Source organism: Serratia sp. BNK-12, assembly GCF_047456085.1.
Lineage (GTDB): Bacteria > Pseudomonadota > Gammaproteobacteria > Enterobacterales > Enterobacteriaceae > Serratia > Serratia liquefaciens.
On sequence record NZ_CP179896.1, the window covers coordinates 3,129,364 to 3,151,573 of the forward strand.

27 protein-coding genes and 1 pseudogene are annotated in these 22,210 nt (G+C 54.5%); 26 read left to right on the forward strand and 2 right to left on the reverse strand.

The features are described 5' to 3' along the window. Window positions 1-14 precede the first annotated feature (14 nt). Together ACMGG1_RS14510 and ACMGG1_RS14515 are read right to left on the reverse strand one after the other, a co-directional pair. Complete coding sequence (locus ACMGG1_RS14510) at window positions 15-1,058, reverse strand: phage portal protein (protein ID WP_414160793.1); 1,044 nt, start codon at window positions 1,056-1,058, stop codon at window positions 15-17. Beyond that, on the reverse strand, window positions 1,059-2,825 hold the full coding sequence (locus ACMGG1_RS14515; RefSeq protein WP_414160794.1) for a terminase ATPase subunit family protein: 1,767 nt from the start codon (window positions 2,823-2,825) through the stop codon (window positions 1,059-1,061). It abuts the gene before it with no gap. 143 nt (window positions 2,826-2,968) lie between these two features. Here ACMGG1_RS14515 and ACMGG1_RS14520 point away from each other — a divergent pair, with 143 nt between their 5' ends. The 26 genes and pseudogenes from ACMGG1_RS14520 to ACMGG1_RS14645 all read left to right on the forward strand — a co-directional run bounded on the left by ACMGG1_RS14520 (window position 2,969) and on the right by ACMGG1_RS14645 (window position 22,140). Next, the gene (locus ACMGG1_RS14520) at window positions 2,969-3,802 is read left to right on the forward strand and encodes a GPO family capsid scaffolding protein (RefSeq protein ID WP_414160795.1); all 834 of its coding nucleotides are present in this window, start codon (window positions 2,969-2,971) and stop codon (window positions 3,800-3,802) included. A 60-nt stretch (window positions 3,803-3,862) separates the two neighbouring features. Continuing rightward, complete coding sequence (locus ACMGG1_RS14525) at window positions 3,863-4,927, forward strand: phage major capsid protein, P2 family (RefSeq protein ID WP_414160796.1); 1,065 nt, start codon at window positions 3,863-3,865, stop codon at window positions 4,925-4,927. A gap of 11 nt (window positions 4,928-4,938) precedes the next feature. Continuing rightward, window positions 4,939-5,601 (forward strand): terminase endonuclease subunit, encoded by a 663-nt coding sequence (locus tag ACMGG1_RS14530; RefSeq protein WP_046373878.1) that lies wholly within the window; start codon window positions 4,939-4,941, stop codon window positions 5,599-5,601. 98 nt (window positions 5,602-5,699) lie between these two features. Continuing rightward, window positions 5,700-6,164, forward strand: coding sequence for a head completion/stabilization protein (locus tag ACMGG1_RS14535; protein ID WP_414160797.1), 465 nt, complete (start codon window positions 5,700-5,702; stop codon window positions 6,162-6,164). Then, a complete protein-coding gene (locus tag ACMGG1_RS14540) occupies window positions 6,164-6,367 on the forward strand; it encodes a tail protein X (RefSeq protein ID WP_046373880.1) in 204 nt (67 codons plus the stop codon). The genes ACMGG1_RS14535 and ACMGG1_RS14540 overlap by 1 nt, the downstream gene beginning before the upstream one ends. Before the next feature lie 4 nt (window positions 6,368-6,371). Further along, on the forward strand, window positions 6,372-6,740 hold the full coding sequence (locus ACMGG1_RS14545) for a putative holin (RefSeq protein ID WP_142815440.1): 369 nt from the start codon (window positions 6,372-6,374) through the stop codon (window positions 6,738-6,740). A gap of 2 nt (window positions 6,741-6,742) precedes the next feature. Further along, window positions 6,743-7,072, forward strand: coding sequence for a phage holin family protein (locus ACMGG1_RS14550; protein ID WP_197640619.1), 330 nt, complete (start codon window positions 6,743-6,745; stop codon window positions 7,070-7,072). Next, window positions 7,047-7,544 carry a glycoside hydrolase family 104 protein gene (locus ACMGG1_RS14555; protein ID WP_414160798.1) on the forward strand — a complete coding sequence of 166 codons (498 nt, stop codon included), beginning with the start codon at window positions 7,047-7,049 and terminating at the stop codon, window positions 7,542-7,544. Before ACMGG1_RS14550 ends, ACMGG1_RS14555 begins: the two co-directional genes overlap by 26 nt. Next, the gene (lysB, locus tag ACMGG1_RS14560) at window positions 7,541-7,999 is read left to right on the forward strand and encodes an Rz-like lysis system protein LysB (protein ID WP_414160799.1); all 459 of its coding nucleotides are present in this window, start codon (window positions 7,541-7,543) and stop codon (window positions 7,997-7,999) included. The genes ACMGG1_RS14555 and lysB overlap by 4 nt, the downstream gene beginning before the upstream one ends. Beyond that, the gene (lysC, locus tag ACMGG1_RS14565; RefSeq protein ID WP_142815444.1) at window positions 7,902-8,144 is read left to right on the forward strand and encodes an Rz1-like lysis system protein LysC; all 243 of its coding nucleotides are present in this window, start codon (window positions 7,902-7,904) and stop codon (window positions 8,142-8,144) included. Before lysB ends, lysC begins: the two co-directional genes overlap by 98 nt. Then, on the forward strand, window positions 8,107-8,538 hold the full coding sequence (locus ACMGG1_RS14570; protein ID WP_414160800.1) for a phage tail protein: 432 nt from the start codon (window positions 8,107-8,109) through the stop codon (window positions 8,536-8,538). Before lysC ends, ACMGG1_RS14570 begins: the two co-directional genes overlap by 38 nt. Then, window positions 8,531-8,977 (forward strand): phage virion morphogenesis protein, encoded by a 447-nt coding sequence (locus ACMGG1_RS14575; RefSeq protein ID WP_414160801.1) that lies wholly within the window; start codon window positions 8,531-8,533, stop codon window positions 8,975-8,977. The genes ACMGG1_RS14570 and ACMGG1_RS14575 overlap by 8 nt, the downstream gene beginning before the upstream one ends. A gap of 145 nt (window positions 8,978-9,122) precedes the next feature. After that, a complete protein-coding gene (locus ACMGG1_RS14580) occupies window positions 9,123-9,716 on the forward strand; it encodes a phage baseplate assembly protein V (protein WP_414160802.1) in 594 nt (197 codons plus the stop codon). Then, the gene (locus tag ACMGG1_RS14585; RefSeq protein WP_414160803.1) at window positions 9,713-10,063 is read left to right on the forward strand and encodes a GPW/gp25 family protein; all 351 of its coding nucleotides are present in this window, start codon (window positions 9,713-9,715) and stop codon (window positions 10,061-10,063) included. Before ACMGG1_RS14580 ends, ACMGG1_RS14585 begins: the two co-directional genes overlap by 4 nt. Continuing rightward, on the forward strand, window positions 10,060-10,968 hold the full coding sequence (locus ACMGG1_RS14590; protein WP_414160804.1) for a baseplate J/gp47 family protein: 909 nt from the start codon (window positions 10,060-10,062) through the stop codon (window positions 10,966-10,968). The genes ACMGG1_RS14585 and ACMGG1_RS14590 overlap by 4 nt, the downstream gene beginning before the upstream one ends. Further along, window positions 10,961-11,560, forward strand: a complete 600-nt coding sequence (locus ACMGG1_RS14595) for a phage tail protein I (RefSeq protein WP_414160805.1) — start codon at window positions 10,961-10,963, stop codon at window positions 11,558-11,560. The genes ACMGG1_RS14590 and ACMGG1_RS14595 overlap by 8 nt, the downstream gene beginning before the upstream one ends. Before the next feature lies 1 nt (window position 11,561). Further along, the gene (locus ACMGG1_RS14600) at window positions 11,562-13,709 is read left to right on the forward strand and encodes a hypothetical protein (protein ID WP_414160806.1); all 2,148 of its coding nucleotides are present in this window, start codon (window positions 11,562-11,564) and stop codon (window positions 13,707-13,709) included. A gap of 5 nt (window positions 13,710-13,714) precedes the next feature. Further along, window positions 13,715-14,458: a hypothetical protein gene (locus tag ACMGG1_RS14605; protein ID WP_414160807.1), complete on the forward strand. Its 744-nt coding sequence runs from the start codon at window positions 13,715-13,717 to the stop codon at window positions 14,456-14,458. Window positions 14,459-14,493: 35 nt separating this feature from the next. Continuing rightward, window positions 14,494-15,669 (forward strand): phage tail protein, encoded by a 1,176-nt coding sequence (locus ACMGG1_RS14610; protein ID WP_414160808.1) that lies wholly within the window; start codon window positions 14,494-14,496, stop codon window positions 15,667-15,669. A gap of 193 nt (window positions 15,670-15,862) precedes the next feature. Further along, window positions 15,863-17,038, forward strand: a complete 1,176-nt coding sequence (locus tag ACMGG1_RS14615) for a phage tail sheath protein (protein WP_414160809.1) — start codon at window positions 15,863-15,865, stop codon at window positions 17,036-17,038. 10 nt (window positions 17,039-17,048) lie between these two features. Then, window positions 17,049-17,564: a phage major tail tube protein gene (locus tag ACMGG1_RS14620; protein ID WP_414160810.1), complete on the forward strand. Its 516-nt coding sequence runs from the start codon at window positions 17,049-17,051 to the stop codon at window positions 17,562-17,564. A 60-nt stretch (window positions 17,565-17,624) separates the two neighbouring features. Continuing rightward, complete coding sequence (locus ACMGG1_RS14625) at window positions 17,625-17,915, forward strand: phage tail assembly protein (RefSeq protein WP_060429951.1); 291 nt, start codon at window positions 17,625-17,627, stop codon at window positions 17,913-17,915. A gap of 14 nt (window positions 17,916-17,929) precedes the next feature. Then, entirely contained in the window at window positions 17,930-18,049 is a 120-nt protein-coding gene (locus tag ACMGG1_RS14630) for a GpE family phage tail protein (protein ID WP_071844561.1), read from the forward strand. Further along, window positions 18,042-19,730: pseudogene (locus ACMGG1_RS14635) on the forward strand (phage tail tape measure protein); the annotation flags it as partial. The gene ACMGG1_RS14630 and the pseudogene ACMGG1_RS14635, both read left to right, overlap by 8 nt. Window positions 19,731-20,581: 851 nt before the next feature. Then, window positions 20,582-21,046 (forward strand): phage tail protein, encoded by a 465-nt coding sequence (locus ACMGG1_RS14640; protein ID WP_046373895.1) that lies wholly within the window; start codon window positions 20,582-20,584, stop codon window positions 21,044-21,046. Next, on the forward strand, window positions 21,043-22,140 hold the full coding sequence (locus ACMGG1_RS14645) for a phage late control D family protein (protein WP_414160811.1): 1,098 nt from the start codon (window positions 21,043-21,045) through the stop codon (window positions 22,138-22,140). Before ACMGG1_RS14640 ends, ACMGG1_RS14645 begins: the two co-directional genes overlap by 4 nt. Window positions 22,141-22,210: the final 70 nt, after the last annotated feature.

Genomic DNA, 22,210 nt, shown 5'->3' on the forward strand with positions numbered 1-22,210 from the left:
TTTATTCCTGGTGATTAACCCTCACGACTCAGAATATAGGGGTCAAAGGTAATCACCTCTTCCCCTATCCAGTTGTTTAACTCCTGCATCCTCCGCTGCAGCGGTATTAGCTCATTACGAACAAACACCTCGCTCGCCTCCTTCACGTTGCCGAATCCTCCGGTGTTCTCTGGTACGATGCACATCAACTGAGGAGGCACGCGATGCGCGTGCAGCTGGTCATCGCGGGTGACATTTTTGATATTCCAGAACTCATCCTTCGCTGCCACCTCACTCAGCGGGATGACCTGAATGCCATCCTTTTTCCCGTTCGGCGAGTACATGAACAGGTTGCGGAAGTTGCCAGGTCCGCGCGCACCTTTCATAGCGTTGCGGATATTATCCACATCAGTCTGGCTAGCGGCAGCGTCGCTCATGTACATGATGAAGCCAGCGTGACTGCCGTTCTGGTAATACTTGCGGCGGAACAGAGTGGCCGATTCATTGAGCCATGCCGAGTTAAGCGCCGACAGATATTCTGGCAAGCCGTAGATCTCCTGATTGATATCAGGCTCCAGCAGGTGAAACACGCTATCGGCGTCGAATTGGTAAGGGTCAACGCCCAGGCCATACTGCACAAACCAGTAGGTATCCAGATCTACGCCGCGGCGCGTGTATTTCGCAAGCGAGGGCTTAAGTTCCATCGGGCCACCAAGGCGGTTGGTCCGAAGTTCCAGATAGGCGTTGCCAAACACCAAGTAATCCTGCACGAAACGGCTGAAGGCTTGCTGACTCAGTAGACGATGCGGCTTAAATGTGCTGGTCAAGATATTACGCTTCACATACAGCGGTGAGCTATGGTGAACCGTCGCGCGGAACGTCCTGGCCAAACCATCGAAACTGATCGGCGGCTCATACCATTTATCCATGCGCACACACTCGACGTAATCAAGCAGCTCCCGACGGTCGAGCACCGGAACGGGATCGCCAAAGGTAAAGGCTTCAACCCCTGCAGCGCCAGCAGCTTGTTTGTTGGTGTTAACTGGCGGAAATGCGCGTTTGTTATGACGCTTGCTCATTTAAAAAATCTCCACAATGTTGCTGTTGCCCGCCGTGACGCCTTCGAGCGGCTCATTGAACAGTGCATGCATAGTTGCCCACGCCAGATCTGCATGGCTGGCTTCTTCGCTGCGGCTGGCTTCATACGTTGGCCGGCTACCGCTGGCGGTCATCGCCTTGCGGATAGCCATAAAGGATTGGGTGATGTCGGTGTGTCCGGCGTCATACTCCAGGCGCCGGTGTGTGATGATGTCTTTGGCTTTCAGCACCAGGGCGTTTTTCACCTCCGGGCGATAGACAAATTCCCGCACCGCCGGGAAGAACTGCTTCACCAGTTGGTAAACGCCGTGGCCAACGCCGGTGGAGTCGATGCCGATGTACTGAACGTTGTAGCACTCGGTCAAAAGCTTGATGCTTTTCGCCTGGGCGGCAAAGTCCATGCCGCGCCACTGGTGGCGCTCCAAAATGCGGAATTTTCCGCCCGGCACCATTGGCGGAGCCACAACAACACAGCCGGCACTGTCACCTGACGCAGAGCCTTTGGCCGGGTCATAACCGATCCACACCGGCCGATACCCGAAAGGCCTGATGGCCAGCGCTTCGAAATCGTCCCACTGTTCCCAGCTATCAACCATGCACCCCTGCATTTCAGTGAGCGGGAACACCGACGCCATATCGTCGATAAACTCACACATCAGCAGGTTCTGATAATCCTCTGGGCCGTATTCAAGCCGCAGCTGATCCAAGTCAAACAGGTTGCATCCGCCGTTAACTGCATCTTCTACAGTAATGATTTGGCGATATTGACCATCAGGGCAGAGAACGCCGCGCGCCAGGTTTGTATGGGTGAGATCGATATCAACCCGATCGGCCTTGGCGCGCCCCTTGTTGTATAGGGTGCCGGACCAGAATGGGTAGGCGCTATGGGTAAGGCTCGACGGTGTTGAAAAGTACGTCTGGCGCCATTTCTTATGCAGCGCCATGCCGGAGGCAACTTTACGCAGTTCCTGGAAACGAGGGATCCAAAAATACTCATCCAGGTATAGGTTGCCGTGATAACTCTGCGCGGTGCGAGCATTTGTGCCGAGGAAATAGAGGCACGCACCGTTGCCGAGGGTCATCGGGTCGCCCTTCAGCTCAACATCCACCTCGCGGGCAAACTCGATGATGTACTGCTTGAAAACGTGCGCCTGAGCCTTACTCGCTGACAGGAAGATTTGGTTTCGGCCTGTAGTGATGGCGTCTATCAGGGCTTCTCGTGCAAAGTAGAAAGTCGCGCCTATTTGGCGGGACTTAAGCAGATTACGAATGCGGTGTTTGGCGCCGGCTTCAAACCAGTTGCGTTGATATTTGAACAGGGAATCATGGAAAATTTCGGTCAGTTTTTCCGTCTGTTCGTCGCTGAAAACATTCTTCTCAGGCGCCTTGCGCGGGCCGCTGTTGCGGTTAGCCACGTTCGGGTTTAAGTCAGCCTCATTGCCGCCGCTATTGAATTTCCCGATCCGAGCAAGTCGCTCACCCTGGCGGGCGATCAGGTCGATTTCCTTGAAGTCTTTCCCTTCTTTGTGCTCCTTCATCACCAGCTGGCAATAGCGCGCTGTTGTGGTAAGTTGCATTTGCTCAAGCGGGCCAATGCTCCCCCACTTGTCGCGCTTCTTCCAGCTGTGTACTGTTGCGGCCTTCTCTCCCAGCATTTCAGCAATGCGGGATATACGTAACCCCTGAAAGTACAGGAACATCGCCTGTCTGCGGGGATCGAGATCGGTGTTGAGCGTCGTCGTTGTCATGGCGCCAGACTACCGACCGGCCGCGTCGCCATCCCTTCCCGGCCATTGTGCCAAACACCACACAATGCCCTTTCGTTGTCTCCCCTCCCTGTTCGCCGCAACCATAAGCCTGACCGATTACCGACACTGACCGGAACAGACTAATGACACTTAAATCAAAGCGTTTTCGTATTGCCGTAGAGGGTGCGACAACCGACGGCCGCAACATTAGCCGCGAATGGCTGACGCAGATGGCCAAGAACTACAACCCATCCGTTTATGGCGCGCGGGTAAATCTGGAACACATCAAGGGATATCACCCCGATAGCTCCTTCCGTCGTTTCGGTGATGTAACCGGCCTGACAGCGGAGGAAATTACCGAAGGTCCACTGGCCGGGAAGATGGCGCTTTATGGCGACATCGCACCAACCGCGGACCTGGTCGAAATGGTTAAGCAAGCGCAAAAGGTTTACACCTCGATCGAGGTAAACCCCAAATTTGCCGATACCGGCGAGGCCTACCTGATCGGACTGGCTGTAACCGACGACCCGGCCAGCCTGGGGACCGAATACCTCGCCTTCAGCGCGTCCGCATCAGCAAACCCACTGGCTAACCGCAAGCAGCATAAAGACAACCTCTTTACTGCAGCAGAAGAAGCCCTGATCGAATTTGTGGAACAGGAAGACCAAAAGCCTGGCCTGCTGACCCGTATTACTGCGATGTTCGCCAAGCGTAACGCCAATGACGACGCCCGCTTTTCTGACGTGAATCAGGCTGTGGAGCTGGTCGCTGGAGAAGTACAAAACCTCGTCGATAGCGTCGCCAAGCTCAACACCACTGCTGAAAAAGTGCCAGCGCTGGAGACCCAGATCACCGCACTCAGTAAGCAACTTAACGACCTGCAGACCAACCTGAGTAAGCAGGACCGCAATCCGAAGTTTCGCCCGTTAACACCTGGCGGCGGCGGTGAAAGCAACGGAGAAAAAACCGACTGCTAAACGCAGTGCCACGGCATACCCCATAGGGCATAGAAAACTGATTACGGAGAGTTACCGATTATGCGCAATGAAACGCGATTTAAATTTAACGCCTACCTGACCACGCTTGCCGAGCTGAACGGTGTAGCCGTCGAGCTCAGCACCAAGTTTGCGGTAGAGCCGTCCGTAGCACAAAAGCTGGAAGACAAGATCCAGGAGAGCGCAGCATTCCTGCAGCATATCAATATCGTCCCGGTCACCGAACAATCCGGGCAGCGTCTGGGCCTTAGCGTCGGCTCCACTATCGCCGGTACCACGGACACTTCCACCAAAGAACGCGAGACGACGGATCCGAGTGGCCTGGACTCCATCGAGTACAAGTGCGAACAAACCAACTTCGACACCTCGATCGCCTATAACAAATTGGACCTGTGGGCCAAGTTCCAGGATTTCCAGCTGCGCATCCGTAACGCCATCGTATTACGCCAGGCACTGGACCGTGTCATGATCGGATTTAACGGCATGAAGCGCGAAAAGACATCGAACCGAACCGCTAACCCATTGCTGCAAGACGTTAACATCGGCTGGCTGCAGAAATACCGTACTGACGCCCCGGCTCGCGTGATGGATAAAATCGTGGATGACGAAGGGGCCGTGGTTTCGCCTGTGATCCGTGTGGGTGAGAACGGCGACTTCGCCAACTTGGATGCAGTGGTGATGGACGCCGTGGACAACCTGATCGATCCGTGGTTCCAGGACGATACAGATCTGGTAGTAATTTGCGGCCGCGGCCTGCTGGCAGATAAATACTTCCCGTTGGTGAACCAGTCGCAGCCAAACACCGAAGCGCTGGCCGCTGATCTGATTATCAGCCAGAAACGCATGGGCGGCCTGCAGGCTGTTCGCGCGCCCTTCTTCCCGGCTAATGCCATGCTTATTACCCGCCTGGATAACCTGTCCATCTACTGGCAGGAAGAAACGCGCCGCCGCACTATCATCGACAACCCGAAACGCGACCGCATCGAAAACTTCGAATCGGTCAACGAGGCCTATGTGGTTGAGGATTACGGCTGTGGTTGCCTGATTGAAAACATCAAACTCGGCAAGTTTGCGGCGCCAGCGCCGGAAGCGCCGGCGGGCGAATAAGGGGCTAACTGATGGCCCTGAGCCCAGCGCAGCGCCATATGGTCTATGTGCAAGCAAAAGAGGCCGCCCGTCAGGGCGGCGCTCTAAGCCGCCATGCCAATGGCTATGAAATGATGCTCCTGAAGATTGAAGAGGACAGCCGACGACTGAAGCGGGTTCAATCTCAGGAGAAAAAAGCCGAAGTTAAGCGCGAAGTTCTCCCCCATTACTCCCCGTGGGTTGCCGGAGTGCTGCAGACCGGCATGGGTGCGCAAGATGACGTAATCATGCATGTGATGGTCTGGCGCATCGACGCCGGCGATTACAACGGCGCCATCGACATCGCCGAGTACGCGCTCAAGCATGGCCTGGTCATGCCAAGCCGATATGCACGCCAAACCGCCTGCGCAGTAGCTGAAGAGATCGCGGATAGCGCCCTGAAGGCCTACGACGCCAAGCAGCCGGTAAATCTCTCCATCCTGACGCGCCTCATGAGCCTGATCGAAGACCACGATATGCCGGACGAAGTGCGCGCCAAGTTGCACAAAGTCATGGGCTACGGGTTACGGGATAACGAACAGCCTGAGTTAGCGCTCAACCAGTTAAACCGCGCCTTCCAGCTGCATGAGCGGGTTGGTGTGAAAAAAGACATTGAACGACTCGAACGCGAGTTGAAGAAGGCCGAAAACGGCTAAACCGAACGTGCCCACGCGCGGGGCGGCACGGGCGTTGCGACAGGTTTTATACCGCATCAATACGCCCGTCCACCGCCCACCCATTGAGAGCCTTGATCATGAAATTTGTGGCGCCAGGCCAGCCCGGCGAGGAAAAGCAGGTAATCAAAAACACGCAATTTTGGCCAGATGTCGATCTGTCCGATTTGCAGGAATCTATCAGGACAGATGGAACAATCACCCCGCAACGTCTGCGCCATGCGGCGCTGAATGCCATTGCGGAAGTGAATGGCGAATTGACCCTATGGCGACAGGCGCAGCAGGCCGCAGGCTTTACCGCTCTGGAAAATGTGCCGGCAGAGGAGTTGGACGGCGAAAGCGTTTTGCTTCAGCACTACAGCCGCGCGGTGTACTGCATCACCAAGGCCAATTTAAACGAACGGTATCGCGATTTTGATGCCACCGGGGCCGGCGGGAAGCGAGCCGACGAAATGGACGAATCCATTGATGAGCTCTGGCGGGATGCTCGCTGGGCCATGCGGCTGATCCAGGGTGAAAATCACATGACTGTAGAGCTGATCTGATGAAAGTGATAGCCCACCAAAACGACACCGTTGATGAGCTGTGCTGGCGCCACTATGGCCGCACCGCGGGGCTATCCGAAGTCGTCTTATTGGCCAATCCAGGCCTGGCAGAAATCGGGCCATTTATTCCGCACGGCACGCCGGTAGAAATGCCGGATATTGCGCCAACACCCACTCAGCAAATTATTCAACTTTGGGATTGATGTCATGGGCGAACCAGTAACAAGCGGCACCACTTTATTCGCGTTTGGCGGGATCACGCTTCTTTCCGTCTTGTCTGGCGACGCCGCGCCAATTGTCCTCGGTGCCTTTGGTGGCGCCTCATTGTTTGTGTTGGCGTCGCAGGAGCTGACGCTGAAGCGACGCGGCGCGCTATGGATAAGCAGCTTTATTGCCGGTTGCCTGTTTGCCCCGATAGCGGCCGCACTGCTGAAGAAAGCCACCGGGCTGGATGTTGAGGTCAAGATGGGCGCCGGCGCGTTTGTCGCCGCAGGTGTGGCCATCAAAATCTTATTGGTTGCCTTGCAGAAGCTGGACGGGGATAGCCCGATTTTCCGCATATTCAGGGGGAAATAACCATGCATTGGATAACGTCGATCATTTGCTTGCTCATTGCCGGCCGCCTGTTGGCTTACCAGCGCAGGGGAGCAAAACATAAGCCGTGGGCCAGCGGTGTCGCCTACGTCGTGATCATGATTTGCGCCGCCGTGCCAATTTTTTCCGCGTTCGGTCGCCTCCCACAATCGGGGGCGCTGACCGCCCTTTTCAGTTTCATGATCCTGATGGCAGTCACCCGTTCCCGCGGGAACATCATGGCAATCATCCCGTCCCCGCCCGCGACAAAAGAGCGGGCGCCAACCAAGCAAAAAACCAGGGGGAAAAATGGCCCGCATCGTCACCACTCCTAACCTTAACGCCTATCTGGACACGCTGCGATTCAGTGAAATTGGCGCCACGCTTTTGGCCAGATCGGACGACGGCTACAACGTGATCGTAACCGGCATCGACGGCAAGGCTGAAACCTTTTCCAGCTACCAAGATCATCCGTTCGCTGGAGGTCGTCCCGGCAAGGTGTTTAACAGTCGCGGGCAGCGCAGCACGGCATCAGGCGGCTACCAGTTTTTGATCAAGGATTGGGGGCATTACCGCACCGCACTGAAACTGCCAGACTTTGGGCCGGTATCACAGGATAAGTGGGCTATCCAGCTAATACGCGAACGCGGCGCCCTGGCTGACATCAACGCCGGCCGGATAGAGTTGGCTTTGAAAAAGTGCCGCAATATCTGGGCGAGCCTGCCGGGTGCCGGATATGGCCAGCCTGAGCACAAGCTTGAAACCCTTCTGAAAAAATACGTCAGTTATGGTGGAGTGCTGGCATGACCGCCGTCATTCCACGCAGCTGGTTGATCATGGCCGCCATCATCCTGGCTCTCGCCGCGGCGTTAGGGTGGAAAACTTGGCGATTAAACACCTATGAAAAAGCCGTCAGCGACCAGCAAGCAACCATCAAGGCGCAGGGAAAAACCATTGAGGGAATGGAAACGCAGCTATCAGCTAAAAATGCCGAGCTGATAACCCTGGGCTTGATCGCCAGTAATAACAACCGGGCACAGGCCGAGTTGCGTCAGCAGATGACCAACACGGCCGCCCTTCTGTCACAACGTGAAAATCTGATTGCGAGGTTATACCGTGAAAATGCAGAGCTTAAAGCCTGGGCTGACGGCCGCTTGCCTCCTGATGTTGTGCGCCTGCACGCCCGCCCGGCAGTTACCGGAGGTGCAGCTTATCGCGCCTGGCTGTCCGAGGTTGATCGCCTGCCAACTGCCGGCCAGTAACCCGCTCACCAACGGGGATCTGGAGCAGCAAAAGAATCGTGTAGAGGCGGCCTGGGCTATATGTGCCGATCAGGTCGATACCATCATTCAATGCCAGGAAAAGAGCGATGAACAAGCCGGAATCACTGAGAAAAGCCCTCTCTGACGGGATCGAATATCTGGGGAAAAATCCAGACAAACTGCACATCTTTGTTGATGAGGGCGCTGTTGTTTCCAGCCTGGCGCCAACCATTTCATTCGAATACCAGTACACCCTCAACCTGGTGATAACCGACTTTTCAGCAGACCAAAACCTGCTGAACGCAGTGATTTTGTATTGGCTTCGCCGCAACCAGCCGGACATCATGGCGAACCCAGACAGCAGAGATAAGGGCTTCACGTTTGAGGTGGATATTCTGAATAACACCACCTGCGACATCAGCATAAACCTGAAGCTAACAGAGCGCGTGATCGTGAAAGAGGCAAACGGCCAAATGGTTGTAGAAGCCATCCCTGAGCCGGAACCACCTTACGCCGATCAGTGGGCGCCTAATGAGTGACTTTATTCAGATTGAAGACTGGCTGGCCGCCCTCGCTTCACAGCTAAGCCCAGTAGCGAGGAAAAAGCTAACTCGCCAGTGGGCTAATGAATTGCGCCGCCGCCAGAGACTGCAAATCAGCCAGCAGCGCAACCCGGACGGAACCCCGTATGCCGAGCGAAAGCCGCAAGGCCGAAACAAAAAGGGGCGGATACGCCGGAAAATGTTCAGCAAGTTGCAGACCACTCGCTTTATGAAAACAGCAACAACAGCAGACGAGGCCGCCGTTTACTTTGCCGGCAGTGTTATGCGCATTGCACGCGTGCACCATTACGGCCTGCGCGACAAAGTGAGTAAACGGGGTCCAACCGTGAAATACGACGCCCGCCAATTATTTGGACTGAATGATCCAGCCATCACCGCCGTCGGCGACATCCTGATTGACCACCTCAGCAAATAACCTGCAGCACAGTCGCTTTCGGCTGTGCTGGCCATGCCGGCAAACATAGACACGAACCGCTTTACTCGATATCGGCCACTTGTGCCAGACACCACACAATGCCCGTGACATGCAGCCCGCGCCGCGCGCATGGCAGGCTGTGCCAATGAATACACAACTTTCTGAACTCCTGCGCCTGCTGACCAATCTGATCCGAATCGGAACCATTTCCGAGGTCGATACAGAGAACGGCCTATGCCGCGTGCAAACCGGCGGACTTGAAACCGCGCCGCTCAAATGGTTGACCATGCGCGCAGGCAGCGCGCGCACATGGTGGGCGCCGTCATTCGGTGAGCAGGTGCTGATCTTAAGCATGGCCGGTGAGCTGACAACCGCTTTTGTCCTGCCAGCCATTTTTTCTGACGCCCACCCAGCGCCTTCAGATTCAGAGAGTGCCTTGGTTGCGGAGTTTCCCGACGGTGCCAGGTTCAGTTATGACCCCGAAGCTGGCGCACTGACCATAGAGGGTGTGAAAACAGCGCTGTTTAAGGCGGAGACAGGGATCAGGTTGGAAACACCAAAAGTCACATGCACTCAGTTGCTGGAAACGGCTCAACTATCAGTCACTGATGGCGGGACGATGACAGGCAACATCACCCACAGCGGAGGCCGCCTCACATCTAATGGCGTCGTCGTTGATGAGCATGCGCACGATGGCGTAGAGACAGGCGGCGGAATATCGGGAGGGCCGGTGAAATGATGTACCAGGGCATGAGCACCAGTAGCGGCCGCGCCGTCGAAGATATCGATCACATTCGTCAATCAATCAGCAAAATTTTGCTGACTCCAATCGGCAGCAGGATCACCCGGCGCCCGTTCGGCTCGCTGATGTCCGAGCTGATCGACCAGCCTCAAAACGACACAACCCGATTGCAGCTGATGGCCGCAGCATACAGCGCTATCAATCGCTGGGAACCGCGCGTGTCACTGACGGCCGTCACTGTGACCACGCAGATTGACGGCCAAATGATTGTGGATGTATCCGGCAGCAGGAACGACACCACGGCGAGCATCAATATTTCAATTCCGTACGGGAGCGCATCATGAGCGTAATCGACCTTTCGCAGTTGCCGCCGCCCCAGGTAGTGGAAACCCTGAGCTTTGAAGGCCTGCTTGAGGAAAGAAAGGCGCGCCTGCTTGAGCTCTATCCTGAAGAGCAGCGCGAGGCCATAGCACGCACTCTGGAGCTGGAATCTGAGCCGATCGTGATGCTGCTGCAGGAAAATGCCTATCGGGAAATTCTGTTACGCCAGCGCATCAACGAGGCTGCACAAGCCGTGATGGTGGCGTATGCCATCGGTAGCGACCTCGACCAGCTTGGCGCTAACAACAACACGCCACGCCTGACAATTATCCCCGAAGACAGCGAAGCCATCCCGCCAGTTGAGGCTGTGATGGAGTCTGATGCAGATTTTCGCCAGCGCATCCCGGCAGCATTCGAGGGAATGAGCGTCGCCGGACCAACCGGCGCCTATGAATTCCACGCACTAAGCGCAGATGGAAAAGTTGCAGATGCATCGGCGATCAGCCCGGCGCCGGCACTGGTCACTGTCACGATTCTTTCCCGCGAAGGGGATGGAACGGCCTCCCCCGAATTGCTGGCGAAAGTTGACGCTGCACTTAACGATCAGTCAGTACGGCCCGTAGCTGATCGCCTCACGGTTCAATCTGCCAGCATCATCAACTATTGGATTGACGCCGTGCTTTATGTCTATCCGGGGCCAGCGCAAGAACCAATCCTTGCCGACGCACAAAAGCGCCTGAATGCATATATCAACGAGCAGCGGCGCCTTGGGCGCGATATCCGCCTAACAGCAATCTATGCAGCGCTGCACACTCAGGGCGTACAGCGTGTAGAGCTACGCAATCCGCCTGCCGATGTGGTGTTGGACAAAACGCAGGCCGCTAACTGCACAGATGCCCGCATTGCAATCGGTGGATCGGATGAATAGCCTCCTGCCGCCAGGCTCATCTGCGCTTGAGCGCAGAGCGGCGGAGGCATGCGCTGCGGTTAGCGATCTGAATGTGCCTCTACGCGACCTATGGAACCCGGACAAATGCCCGGTTGTTTTTCTGCCCTACCTTGCCTGGGCGTTTTCGGTCGATCGGTGGGATGAAAAATGGCTGGCAGCAGAAAAGCGCAAGGCCGTTAAAGATGCCTTTTACATTCACCGACGGAAAGGGACGGTTGCGGCAATTAATCGCGTGATCGAGAACATGGGGTACACCATGACGATCGAGGAATGGTGGGAGGTTGCCGACCCTGCCGGCACGTTTCGTTTAACAATTGACGTGATGGAAATCGGGATCACCGAAGAAATTGTAAACGAGTTGGAGCGGCTAATTGGCGACGCAAAGCCAGTAAGCCGCCATATCTGGCAGTTAAATTTGAGCGCCAGAACACGGGGGCTGGTGTATTCCGCCGCCATCATGCATGACGGCAATATTGTCACTATTTATCCCGCCGATTACGAACCAGACGACAGCATCAAATATAACGGCGCTGTAGGTTTCAGCGGCGATTATCACTATTCCGGGAAATAATATGACGAAAATTACCGAAAGCGGACGCTGGGAAGATAGCGTTTATCAAATCCAACGCGGTGACAAAGTGCGCGGGGGACGCGATGGCGTTGCAAATATTCAGCCGCAGCAACTGGCTAACCGTACTCAATATTTAAAACAGGCAATCGAGGGTTACTCCATTGGCGAGCAGCCTTTTGATAACAGGGAGAAAGCGCAGGCAAGAATTAATGATGGCAGCCTTCCATTAAACTCACGTTTTTCTGTACGTATCGAGAACGCCGACGCATGGGTTGCTGAATTTAAAAATATCGATGGTGTCGCCACACCAACGGGCCGAACTTTACCAACTGGCGAGTTGGTTAAAAAAGTCACAGATTATTTTCACGTCAGCGAAGCCATTAGCAATTTACTGATTGATATGGTTGATGATGATTATTTCTCGGTATGGAGGCTATTTGATAATGGGGCTTTCGGCACGATTAAAAGCCTGCTTTCACCGCAAGGAATTTTTCTTGATGACCTGAAAATAACTCACGTAGGGGAACGTGCCGGCATTATTTTCCAAGACGCCGATGATTTTATTGTTGAGCTAGTCAGCCCTTCGGGGGACGTGGCACCAAAAGCCCTGCAGGGGCACGGCGCATTCTCAACTCTGACCACATCGGATGCCTGGCTGAGACTTGAAGACGCTGACGGTTTCTTCAGAGATTACATCGATATCGACGGCAACCCTATCGGCTCCAGTGGTGGCGTAAGCGAGTTTGATTTAGTGGCACACGATGCGCAGAACAAGGCGTATTCCCAATCTGTGCGTGACCGCTACAACGCCGATATTCAGCGCCTGGTTTCCGCACTGAATCACCTGCTGATCTACAGCCAAAGCCTTGGCACGCAACAGGAAGGCCACCCATCACTCAGTAATGAACCTATCGACGGTTACGATAATCTGATGCTGGGTGACAGTGTGCGCCCGAAAAGTCGCACCGCCGCCGAGTTCGTGCCGGTCGGCGCCGCCACACTGAAGCCGCTGAAGGCTGTGGTGCAGTCGGGGGATGGAAGTGCAGTTCTAACAGCCGCAGAAAGTAACGTATTGCCATTTAATGCGAGCAATGAAGGTGAAGGTGGTGCCGCATTGGGTAATTTCCTGCGCAAGTTGTGGCTGCAAAGGAACTGCCTGGAGCGGGATCCTGCGCGTCGCTTCGTTGTGTCAAGCACTGGCGTGAATGGTCGCACCATCGAGGAACTGTCTAAGGGAAGAAATCCTGAGTTGTACCAACGCCCTCTCCAGGCAGTGCGGCAGGTCAAGGCCATAGCTGACCAAATGGGTGTCAGCTATGCCATTGCAGCCTTCATCTTCATCCAGGGCGAGTGGAACTATAACGGCACACGCGGCGGCGTGCAGACACGTGAGGGATATCGAAAATATCTGGACGCGCTGTTATCGAAGAACATGACCGACGACATGGCTTATGGTATTGCCGGTCAAAAATCACCTCCAGCAATCTTTATGTACCAGACCGGTGGCGGGTATACCGTTGATACCTACGAGTTGGGTATCGGGATGGCACAGTGGGAGTTCTGCAAAGAGACGCCAAACGCGTACCTGGTCACCCCGGCGTACCCGTTCCCGGATAAAGGCGGGCATTTGACGTCCAACGGCTACCGCTGGATGGATATGCAATTTGCCAAAGTGATGCACCGCGTGCTGAACGAGGGGCAAGGCTGGGAGGCGCTCGGCCCCATCCGCATCATTCGTATTGGCCGGGTGGTCTATGTGCTGTATCACGTCCCCAGCCCTCCACTGCAATTCCGCCCGTCCTATGTGGGGCGCGTGCCGACGATGTACGCAGACAAGGGATTCCTTGTCAAAGACAGCGTTGGAACCGTGCCTATCGAGTCGGTTGAAATAGCCGCTGATACCATTATCAAAATCACTTTGGCGACGGTGCCTGTAGGCTCGGCGAAGCTCTGGTATGGCGATAAAACTACCCATAACGGCAATGGGAATGTCTTTGACAGTGACAGCTTCGCGTCGCTGGCGAACTACGAATATCACGCAGATTCGAACCAGGCTGCGGATGAAAATATTGCTGAGCTGGTCGGCAAACCTTACCCATTAAATAACCCATCAGTGCAATTCTGTGTACCGATCGAGAGCGGAGAATAATTATTATGGTCATGGTCATTAAGTCGAATGTTGCCGGCGCATCTATTTCCAAGCCTGACGGCTGGAACCCCCCTTTCAGTACCGAAGGATTGCAATACGCCAATATCTTCGGTCGAGGTAACCTCACGGCTAACCTGGCCCCCGGTGGCGCGTCAGCGGTGGCCTACGGTAACCCAACGAAAAACGGTGAAGCGTTCGAGTTTTCGACGGGGAATTACTTAGATACGCGAGTGCCGACTAGCGAGGAAGCAACGTTAATTTCAATCGCAAACAATACGGATTCAACCCAGGCTAGCCGCTGCTTTTTAATTTCCAGTTACAAAGGCAGCGCTGATGCCGGTAAATCGCTATGTACACAGGGACCTACGCCGTCAGCCCTTTACATGTATTCGCATTACAAAGGTACTGGTGCAGATGGAAACCCGTACAACGGCGCTTACAGCCTGGGGATGAATACGCGGAGCACTGACCATAGCCCCGCGTTCTTTCATGGGCGAGATCTGGGGAATGGATTAAAAATTGGCGATCTCACCAACAACCAGGCGAAGAGTGTTTCACCTGGCGCACCGGTCACATCGTTTGTAAATCCAGCTCTGACGTATCTCATTGGACAAAGCCGCGTTGAGGGTAGCGCCAAACATCGCCAGTACGCCGCTTTAATCTTTGATCGCGTGCTGAGTGATGACGAGTTGATGCAGGTTTACTTGTATTTCCAAGGCTATTACAGCCGCCGCGGGGCCTCCATTTAATGAGCCTGGGGAAACATGAATGAGGGGGGCTGAGCGTGAGTGAGAAAAAATACAGCGCAATGATAACAGTTGCCGGCGCAGAAAAGCTGGCAAATGCCGCTGTTACTGGCACGCCGGTAGCCATCAAGGAAATGGCCGTCGGCGACGGTGGCGGGCGTTTACCCCAGCCCAGCGCAGCAAACGCCGGGCTGATCGGTGAGCAGTATCGCGGTGAGCTGAATAAATTAGTGATAGCTGATAGTGACGCCAGCATCATCGAAGCAGAAATGATTATGCCACCTCAAATCGGAGGGTTCTGGCTGCGTGAGTTGGCGCTTTATGCCGACGATGGCGAATGCGTCGCCGTCGGCAACATGCCAGAATCCTACAAGCCTCTGTTATCCGAGGGATCGGGGCGCTTCCAAATCATCAGGATGCAGTTGAAAGTCACCAGCACAGCGGCGGTGGAACTGATTGCTGATCCGTCTGTTATTTTGGCAACGGTCGAAGACGTCAATTCTCTGGAAGAAAAGGTCAAAGACTATACCGATGAGCAACTGTCAAGCCATGAGCAATCGCGCAATCACCCGGACGCAACGCTGAAAGCCAGAGGCTTTACCCAGTTGAGCAATGACACCGACAGTGATAGCGAAGACTTAGCCGCAACGCCAGCAGCAATCAAAGCGGCAATCAAAGTCGCAGTCGCCGCGGCGGTGAGCCAGGCATGGGAGTTGGATAACCCGGTCGGATCTTCTCGTCTGTTCAACCAGAACGTAAATCCCAATGAGCGTTGGCCGTGGTCAACGTGGGAATATGCCGGCGAACACCTGACGATCAGAACGGCGAAAGCAGACGGCTCCGATGTTGGCGCTCTTGGTGGTAGCGACACGGTAACAATTGCACGCGCCAACCTGCCAGCGGAAGAAATCAGCGTATCAGGAACGGCACAAGATACCGATCTTGGGACTAAGCGTACCAAGCTTAGCGGAAAGCACGTTCATCATGGCGTACCTAAACGCAACAGTGATTATGAGCTGGGCGGCAACAATCGGGTATTCTTCGACCCTTATCAGGAAGGCGACACGGACGAAGCCGGCGAACACGATCACGAAATGGAATTAGGCCAACACAGCCACCCCGTTGCAGGGAAAACTGATGCGCTTGGCCAGGGCCAGGAGATCAGCGTTGTCGAGCGCCACAAGCTGCAAATGTTGTGGCACCGTGTAGCATAAGCCCCACTCCGGGGCTTCATTTTTTCCTGCAGCACAGCCATCATTGACTATGTTGGCCATACCGGCAAACATAACCCCACAGCAAGACGCCTGGCCATTGTGCCAGCCATCACACAATGCCCAGCGCATGCACTCAACGCCATCAGCGAACACCATAGCGGAGAAACCTTAACCGGAACCGGAGATCCGCCCGATGGCTGAAGATTATCATCATGGCGTTCGTGTCCTCGAAATTAACGAGGGCACCCGCACAATCACAACCGTAAGCACAGCAATTGTGGGGATGGTCTGCACCGCCGACGATGCCGACGCTGCGGCTTTCCCACTCAACACCCCCGTATTGCTGACCGACGTCCTGGCCGCCAGCGGCAAGGCCGGCGAAACCGGCACCCTCGCCCGCTCTCTGGACGCCATCGCCGACCAGGCAAAACCAGTTACCGTTGTTGTCCGTGTTGAACAGGGCGACACCGAGGCGGAAACCACAACCAACATCATCGGCGGCGTCGACGCCACCACCGGCAAGAAAACAGGCATGAAAGCCCTGCTGGCTGCGCAAAGTCTGTTAGGTGTGAAGCCGCGCATTTTGGGTGTACCTGGTCACGACAGTAAGGCCGTCGCCACTGAATTGCTGTCAGTGGCGCAGAACCTGCGCGCCTTCGCCTATCTGAGCGCCTATGGCTGCAAGACGGTTTCCGAAGCTATCGCGTATCGCGAGAACTTCAGTCAGCGCGAGGCCATGCTGATCTGGCCAGATTTTCTGAGTTGGGACACTGTGACCAATGCAGACGCGAAGGCTTTCGCTACCGCCCGCGCATTGGGCCTGCGCGCCAAAATTGACCAGCAGACCGGTTGGCACAAAACGCTGTCAAACGTCGGCGTTAATGGCGTGACCGGCATCAGTGCGGATGTGTTTTGGGACCTGCAGGACAGCGCAACCGATGCCAACCTGCTGAACAAGAACGACGTCACCACGCTAATCCGCAAAGATGGCTTTAAGTTTTGGGGCTCCCGCACCTGTTCCGATGATCCATTGTTCCAGTTTGAAAACTACACCCGCACTGCGCAGGTGTTGGCGGACACAATGGCAGAGGCGCACATGTGGGCCGTTGACATGCCACTGCACCCGTCACTGGCCAAAGATATCCTGGAAGGTATCAAGGCCAAATTCCGTGAGCTGAAATCTGCCGGCTACATCATTGACGGTAATGCCTGGATCGATGATGCAGCCAACGACAAGGACACGCTGAAAGCCGGGAAACTGGTCATTGATTACGACTATACGCCGGTCCCACCGCTGGAAAACCTGCTGTTACGCCAGCGCATCACTGATCAGTACCTGGTCAACTTCACCCAGAACGTGAACAGCTAAGGGGCACGCAATGGCATTACCACGCAAATTGAAATACCTGAACCTCTTCAATGAGGGGAACAACTGGCAGGGGATCGTTGAATCACTGACGCTGCCAAAGCTGACGCGCAAGCTTGAGAACTACCGCGGCGGCGGCATGAGCGGTAGCGCCAAAGTCGATCTGGGGTTAGATGACGACGCGCTTGATATTGAATGGACAATTGGCGGCATCGAAGCCTTGCCGATTAAGCAAATGGGCGTCGCAAAACTGGACGGCGTCATGCTGCGTTATACCGGTTCAATTCAGCGCGACGACACCGGCGAAGTGCAGGCGGTCGAAGCGGTGATCCGCGGCCGCCATAAAGAGTTGGATTTTGGCGAGCACAAGCAGGGCGAAAACTCGACCACCAAAATTTCTACCGCGGTGACCTACTTCAAGTTGACCATCGCAGGCGAAGAAATTTGCGAGATCGACACGGTGAACATGATTGAAAGCTTCGGTGGTGTAGACCGCCTGGCCGAACACCGCCGGGCCATCGGCCTGTAATTCCTGCGGCGCCGGAACGCCGGCGCCCTCTTCTTTCTGAAAATCGTGGAGCACAACCAAATGACCGAACCGACCAAAGTAACATTGGACACCCCAATCCAGCGCGGCAAGACCGAAATCACCGAGATCACCCTAACCAAGCCACAGTCTGGGGCGCTGCGCGGTGTGAAGCTTGCCGACCTGCTGGAAATGGATTATTCCGCGGTGGCAACCGTCTTGCCGCGCGTTTCCACACCGTCACTGACGCCGCAGGAAATCAGCGAAATGGATCCGGCTGACTTTACGCAACTGGCCGGCGGCATCGTCAGTTTTTTGTTGCCGAAATCGGCGCTGGAATCCCGGCCGGTTTAACCGTTGAAGACCTGATGGCGGATATCGCCGCCATCTTCCACTGGCCGCCGTCGGAAATGTACCCGTTCACCTTAACCGAACTTTGGGACTGGCGGCACCGGGCACTGATTCGAAGCGGAGAAAGTGATGAGTGACCGCAATCTAAGACTGCAGGTTATCCTGAACGCGGTGGACAAAATCACCCGCCCCTTTAAGACCATGCAGGCCAGCAATAAAGCGCTGGCCGCTGCCGTCAAAAACTCCCGTGATGAACTGAAGCGACTGAGCGCCGCCGGCGACCAGGTGAACACCTTCAATTCGCTGCAGGCGTCCATTAAGAAAACAGCTGACGAGCTGGCTGGCGCCAAGCTTAAAGCCCAAATGATGACGCGCGAAATGGGCGCGCTTGAAAATCCCACCAAAAAACAAACCAAAGCCCTGGAAGATCAGTGGCGCGCGGTAGACCGACTGGAGCAAAGGCAAAAGAGCGAAGTCGCGCAGATGGGCCGGGTGCGATCCGAACTTTACCGCATGGGGGTATCTGCGACCGATGGCGCTGGCGCTACAAACAGAATTGCCAGCGAAACCGCCCGCTATAATCGACTGCTGCAGGAGCAGGAGCGCCAGTTGAGGCGCGCTGGCGAGCAACAGCGCAGAATGAACACCGCAAAAGCGCAATATGACAAAACCAGAGAGCTGAGAAATAGTGTAGCCGGTGCTGGCGCAGCAACAATGGCCGCTGGAGTATCGGGTGGATTACCAGTTGTGGCGGCAATCAGAAGCTACAGCAACCTGGAAGATGCAATGAAGGGTGTAGCCAAGCAGGTAAATCCCCTGCTGGATGACAAGGGGAATAGAACAGCAAAATATTACGAAATCCAGAAGGCTATTAAGGCAGCGGCAGAACTACAACCAATGGAAAATGGGGCCTTAGATTTTGCTGCTTTGGTTGAGGGTGGCGCCAGAATGGGTGTCGCCAGCGATAAAGATCCTTGGGTAAAACAGAAAGCTGATCTCCTTGGGTTCGCAATGACTGCAGCGAAAGCTGCGAAAGCATTTGAGTTGCCTGCCGACCAGTTGGCTGACGATCTGGGAAAAATAGCATTCCTTTATGGTGTGCCGACTAAGAAAATAGAAGAGCTCGGAGACACGCTTAATTATCTGGATGACAATACTCAGGCAAAGGGAGCAGACATTATAAATGTGCTGCAAAGGATGGGGGATACTGCAGACAAGTTGAATTACAAACAAGCTGCAGCCCTTGGATCTACATTCCTTTCATTGGGTGCCCAGCCAGAGATTGCAGCGTCAGCAAGTAAAGCTATGGTCCGTGAATTGGGTATAGCTTCAATGCAGGGTAAAAGATTCCTGCAGGGCATGAAAATTCTTGGCTTGAACGCAAACAAACTTGAGAAAGGCATTGCTTATAACGCTGTAGATACGATCAAAGATGTGCTTGGCCGAATTAAGGGACTCTCGAAAGAGCGCCAACTCAGCGTTATGACAATGTTGTTCGGTAAGGAATTTGGTGATGATGCCCAGAAACTTGGGTTGCAGGTTGATGAATTTATTAGGCAGCTAAATTTGACACAGGGCGGAAATGCAAAGGGATCGATGCAAAGGGAATCAAATATCGATAAAGATTCCCTATCATCCCAATTCCTTCTTTTAAAAACTGGCGCCGTGAATATGTTTAGCGATATGGGTGAAAAGTTACGCCCAGCGTTAATGGACATCATGGGTTGGTTTAAAAACATTATCGGCTGGACTCGACGCTTTATTGAATCGCACCCAAGAATGGCAGCAGTTTTAATCAAAACGGCCGCTGCAGTTACCGCGATCACTGTGGCGTTAGGTGGGCTTATGCTGGGTGTTGCGGCAATCCTAGGGCCATTCGCGTTGCTACGGCTATCGTTGGGCATGCTCGGAATCAAAGGCCCATCAGTACTGGGGTTGCTTGCCAAGTCTTTCAGAGTTGCAGGCAAAGCAATTCTTTGGATGGGCAGAATGATGCTCGCAAACCCCATCCTTGCAGTAGTCGCCGCCATCGCCGCCGCCGCAATCTATATCTGGATGAATTGGGACACCTTGGGGCCGAAATTTAAAAGGCTGTGGGACAGCATCAGTGCATATACCAGCGAGAAATGGCAAGCCATCAAGGATTACATTTCTGGCGTCTGGAGCAGCATAAGCGTTAAAGCCAGCGAAACCTGGGAAGAAATAAAACGGGCGGCTAGTAGCGCTGCTGAAAAAATTGGCATTGGTCTGAAGCGAGGGCTGGACGTTATCACCGCCCCGCTGCGCGCAGTCATGGATGGCTTTAAATGGCTGCTTGAAAAGCTGGACCTGTTGCCGCAAAAAAACGAGGCATTAGCCCAGACGAATGAGCTGCTAAAAAATAACCCCATAGCCCAGAAATATGGTTCCGTGGGCGAGCCGGCGCCAACAGGTTACACGGCCAATGATATGGCCATTCGTTTCACCGGCTCCAGCATGAAACCCGTTAAGGCACCAAGCGGCGGTAACTTCTACTATCAGCCGAAGATCGATCTCAGTGTTGACGCCAGGAATAACCAGAACGGTAAAGCTGTAGCGACAGATGCGGTGAAAGCGCTCCGGGAGCACATGCAAAAAGACGCGGCAAAAGCGCGCAGTAATTTTTCTGATCGAGATCTGGGGTGGGAATTATGATGATGGCACTCGGGTTATACGTCTTTATGCTTGAAACAGTCCCCTATCAGGAGCTGCAGCATCAAATGGCATGGCGCTACCCAACCAACAACCGCGTTGGGAAGCGCCCTTCAGCGCAATATGTTGGTCCAGAAAACGACACCATTACACTCAGCGGGGTGTTGCTACCGGAAATCACCGGCGGCCGACTGTCATTGCTAGCCCTGCAAACAATCGCCGATCTCGGCAAGGCATGGTCTTTGCTGGATGGCAGTGGGACCATTTACGGGATGTTTGTCATTGAAGGGCTAGATCTTAACAAGTCCGTATTCTTCAAAGATGGCGGCGCCAGGCGCATTGAGTTCACGCTTAAGTTAAAGCGCGTAGATGATGACCTGGGCACCATGCTCGGCGACCTGCAGGAGCAACTGAGCATCATGAAAGATCAGGCGGCAACAGCTATTGGAGGGCTTCTTTCATGAACACGCCAGACTGGTTAAGCGGCCGGGATAGCACGCCCGCGTTCAAGATCACTCTTAATGGCAAGGATATAACCACAAGACTGGAAAGCCGGCTGATATCCCTCACGTTGACAGACAACCGCGGATTCGAGGCGGATCAGCTTGATATCGAACTTGACGATGCCGATGGCGCTGTTGATCTGCCTTCGCGTGGTGTCCAATTGGAGCTGCAATTGGGCTGGAAAGGCGAACCAATGATCAATAAAGGCGCATTCACCATTGACGAGATTGGCCATTCCGGCGCGCCTGACAAGGTGACACTGCGCGGCAGAAGCGCCGACTTCAGGAACACGCTTAATATCAAGCGTGAAAAGTCATATTCAAAAACCACCATCGGCGAGATCGTTAAACAATTTGCAGCCCGCCATAGACTGGAGCAGGCCATCAGTCCGCAAATGGCCGCCATGACTATCGACCACATCGACCAAACGAATGAATCAGATGGCAGCTTCCTGATGCGCCTGGCGCGCCGCGTAGGTGCGATTGCTGCAGTAAAATACGGGAGGTTGCTATTCATCAAACAGGGCCAAGGCGTGAACGCCAGCGGCAAGCCGCTACCGGCAATGACAATTGTGCGCGCTGACGGTGATGAGCACCAATTCACCCTGGCCGACAGAGATGCCTATACCGGCGTTTCTGCCAGCTGGCTCGACACAAAAACGGCAAAACCACAAACGGTAAAGGTAAAGAGGAAGCGCAAGCGTAAGACGACCACCGCAAAAGTGCCAGCCCAGGATAAACAGGGAGAATACCTGGTAGGCACCGACGATAACGTTTATGTATTGAGTCGGACCTACGCAAATGCGTCCAACGCTCGCCGGGCCGCAAAGGCAAACTGGGAACGAATACAGCGCGGCGCCGCGCAATTCTCAATTACACTGGCCAAGGGCCGGGCAGAGCTTTACCCGGAAGTGCCGGTATCAGTAAAGGGTTTCAAGCGCCAGATCGACGCTGCAGACTGGACGATAACCACGGTAACGCACACAGTGGCAGATGGCGGGTTTACCACGGCGTTGGAACTTGAAGTGAAGATAACCGATCTCGATATGGAGTGATTTGCAAGTTTAATATTCGCTTTTTCAAACATCGTGCTATTGTATGTATATCGATACAGTAGAGGCTAAT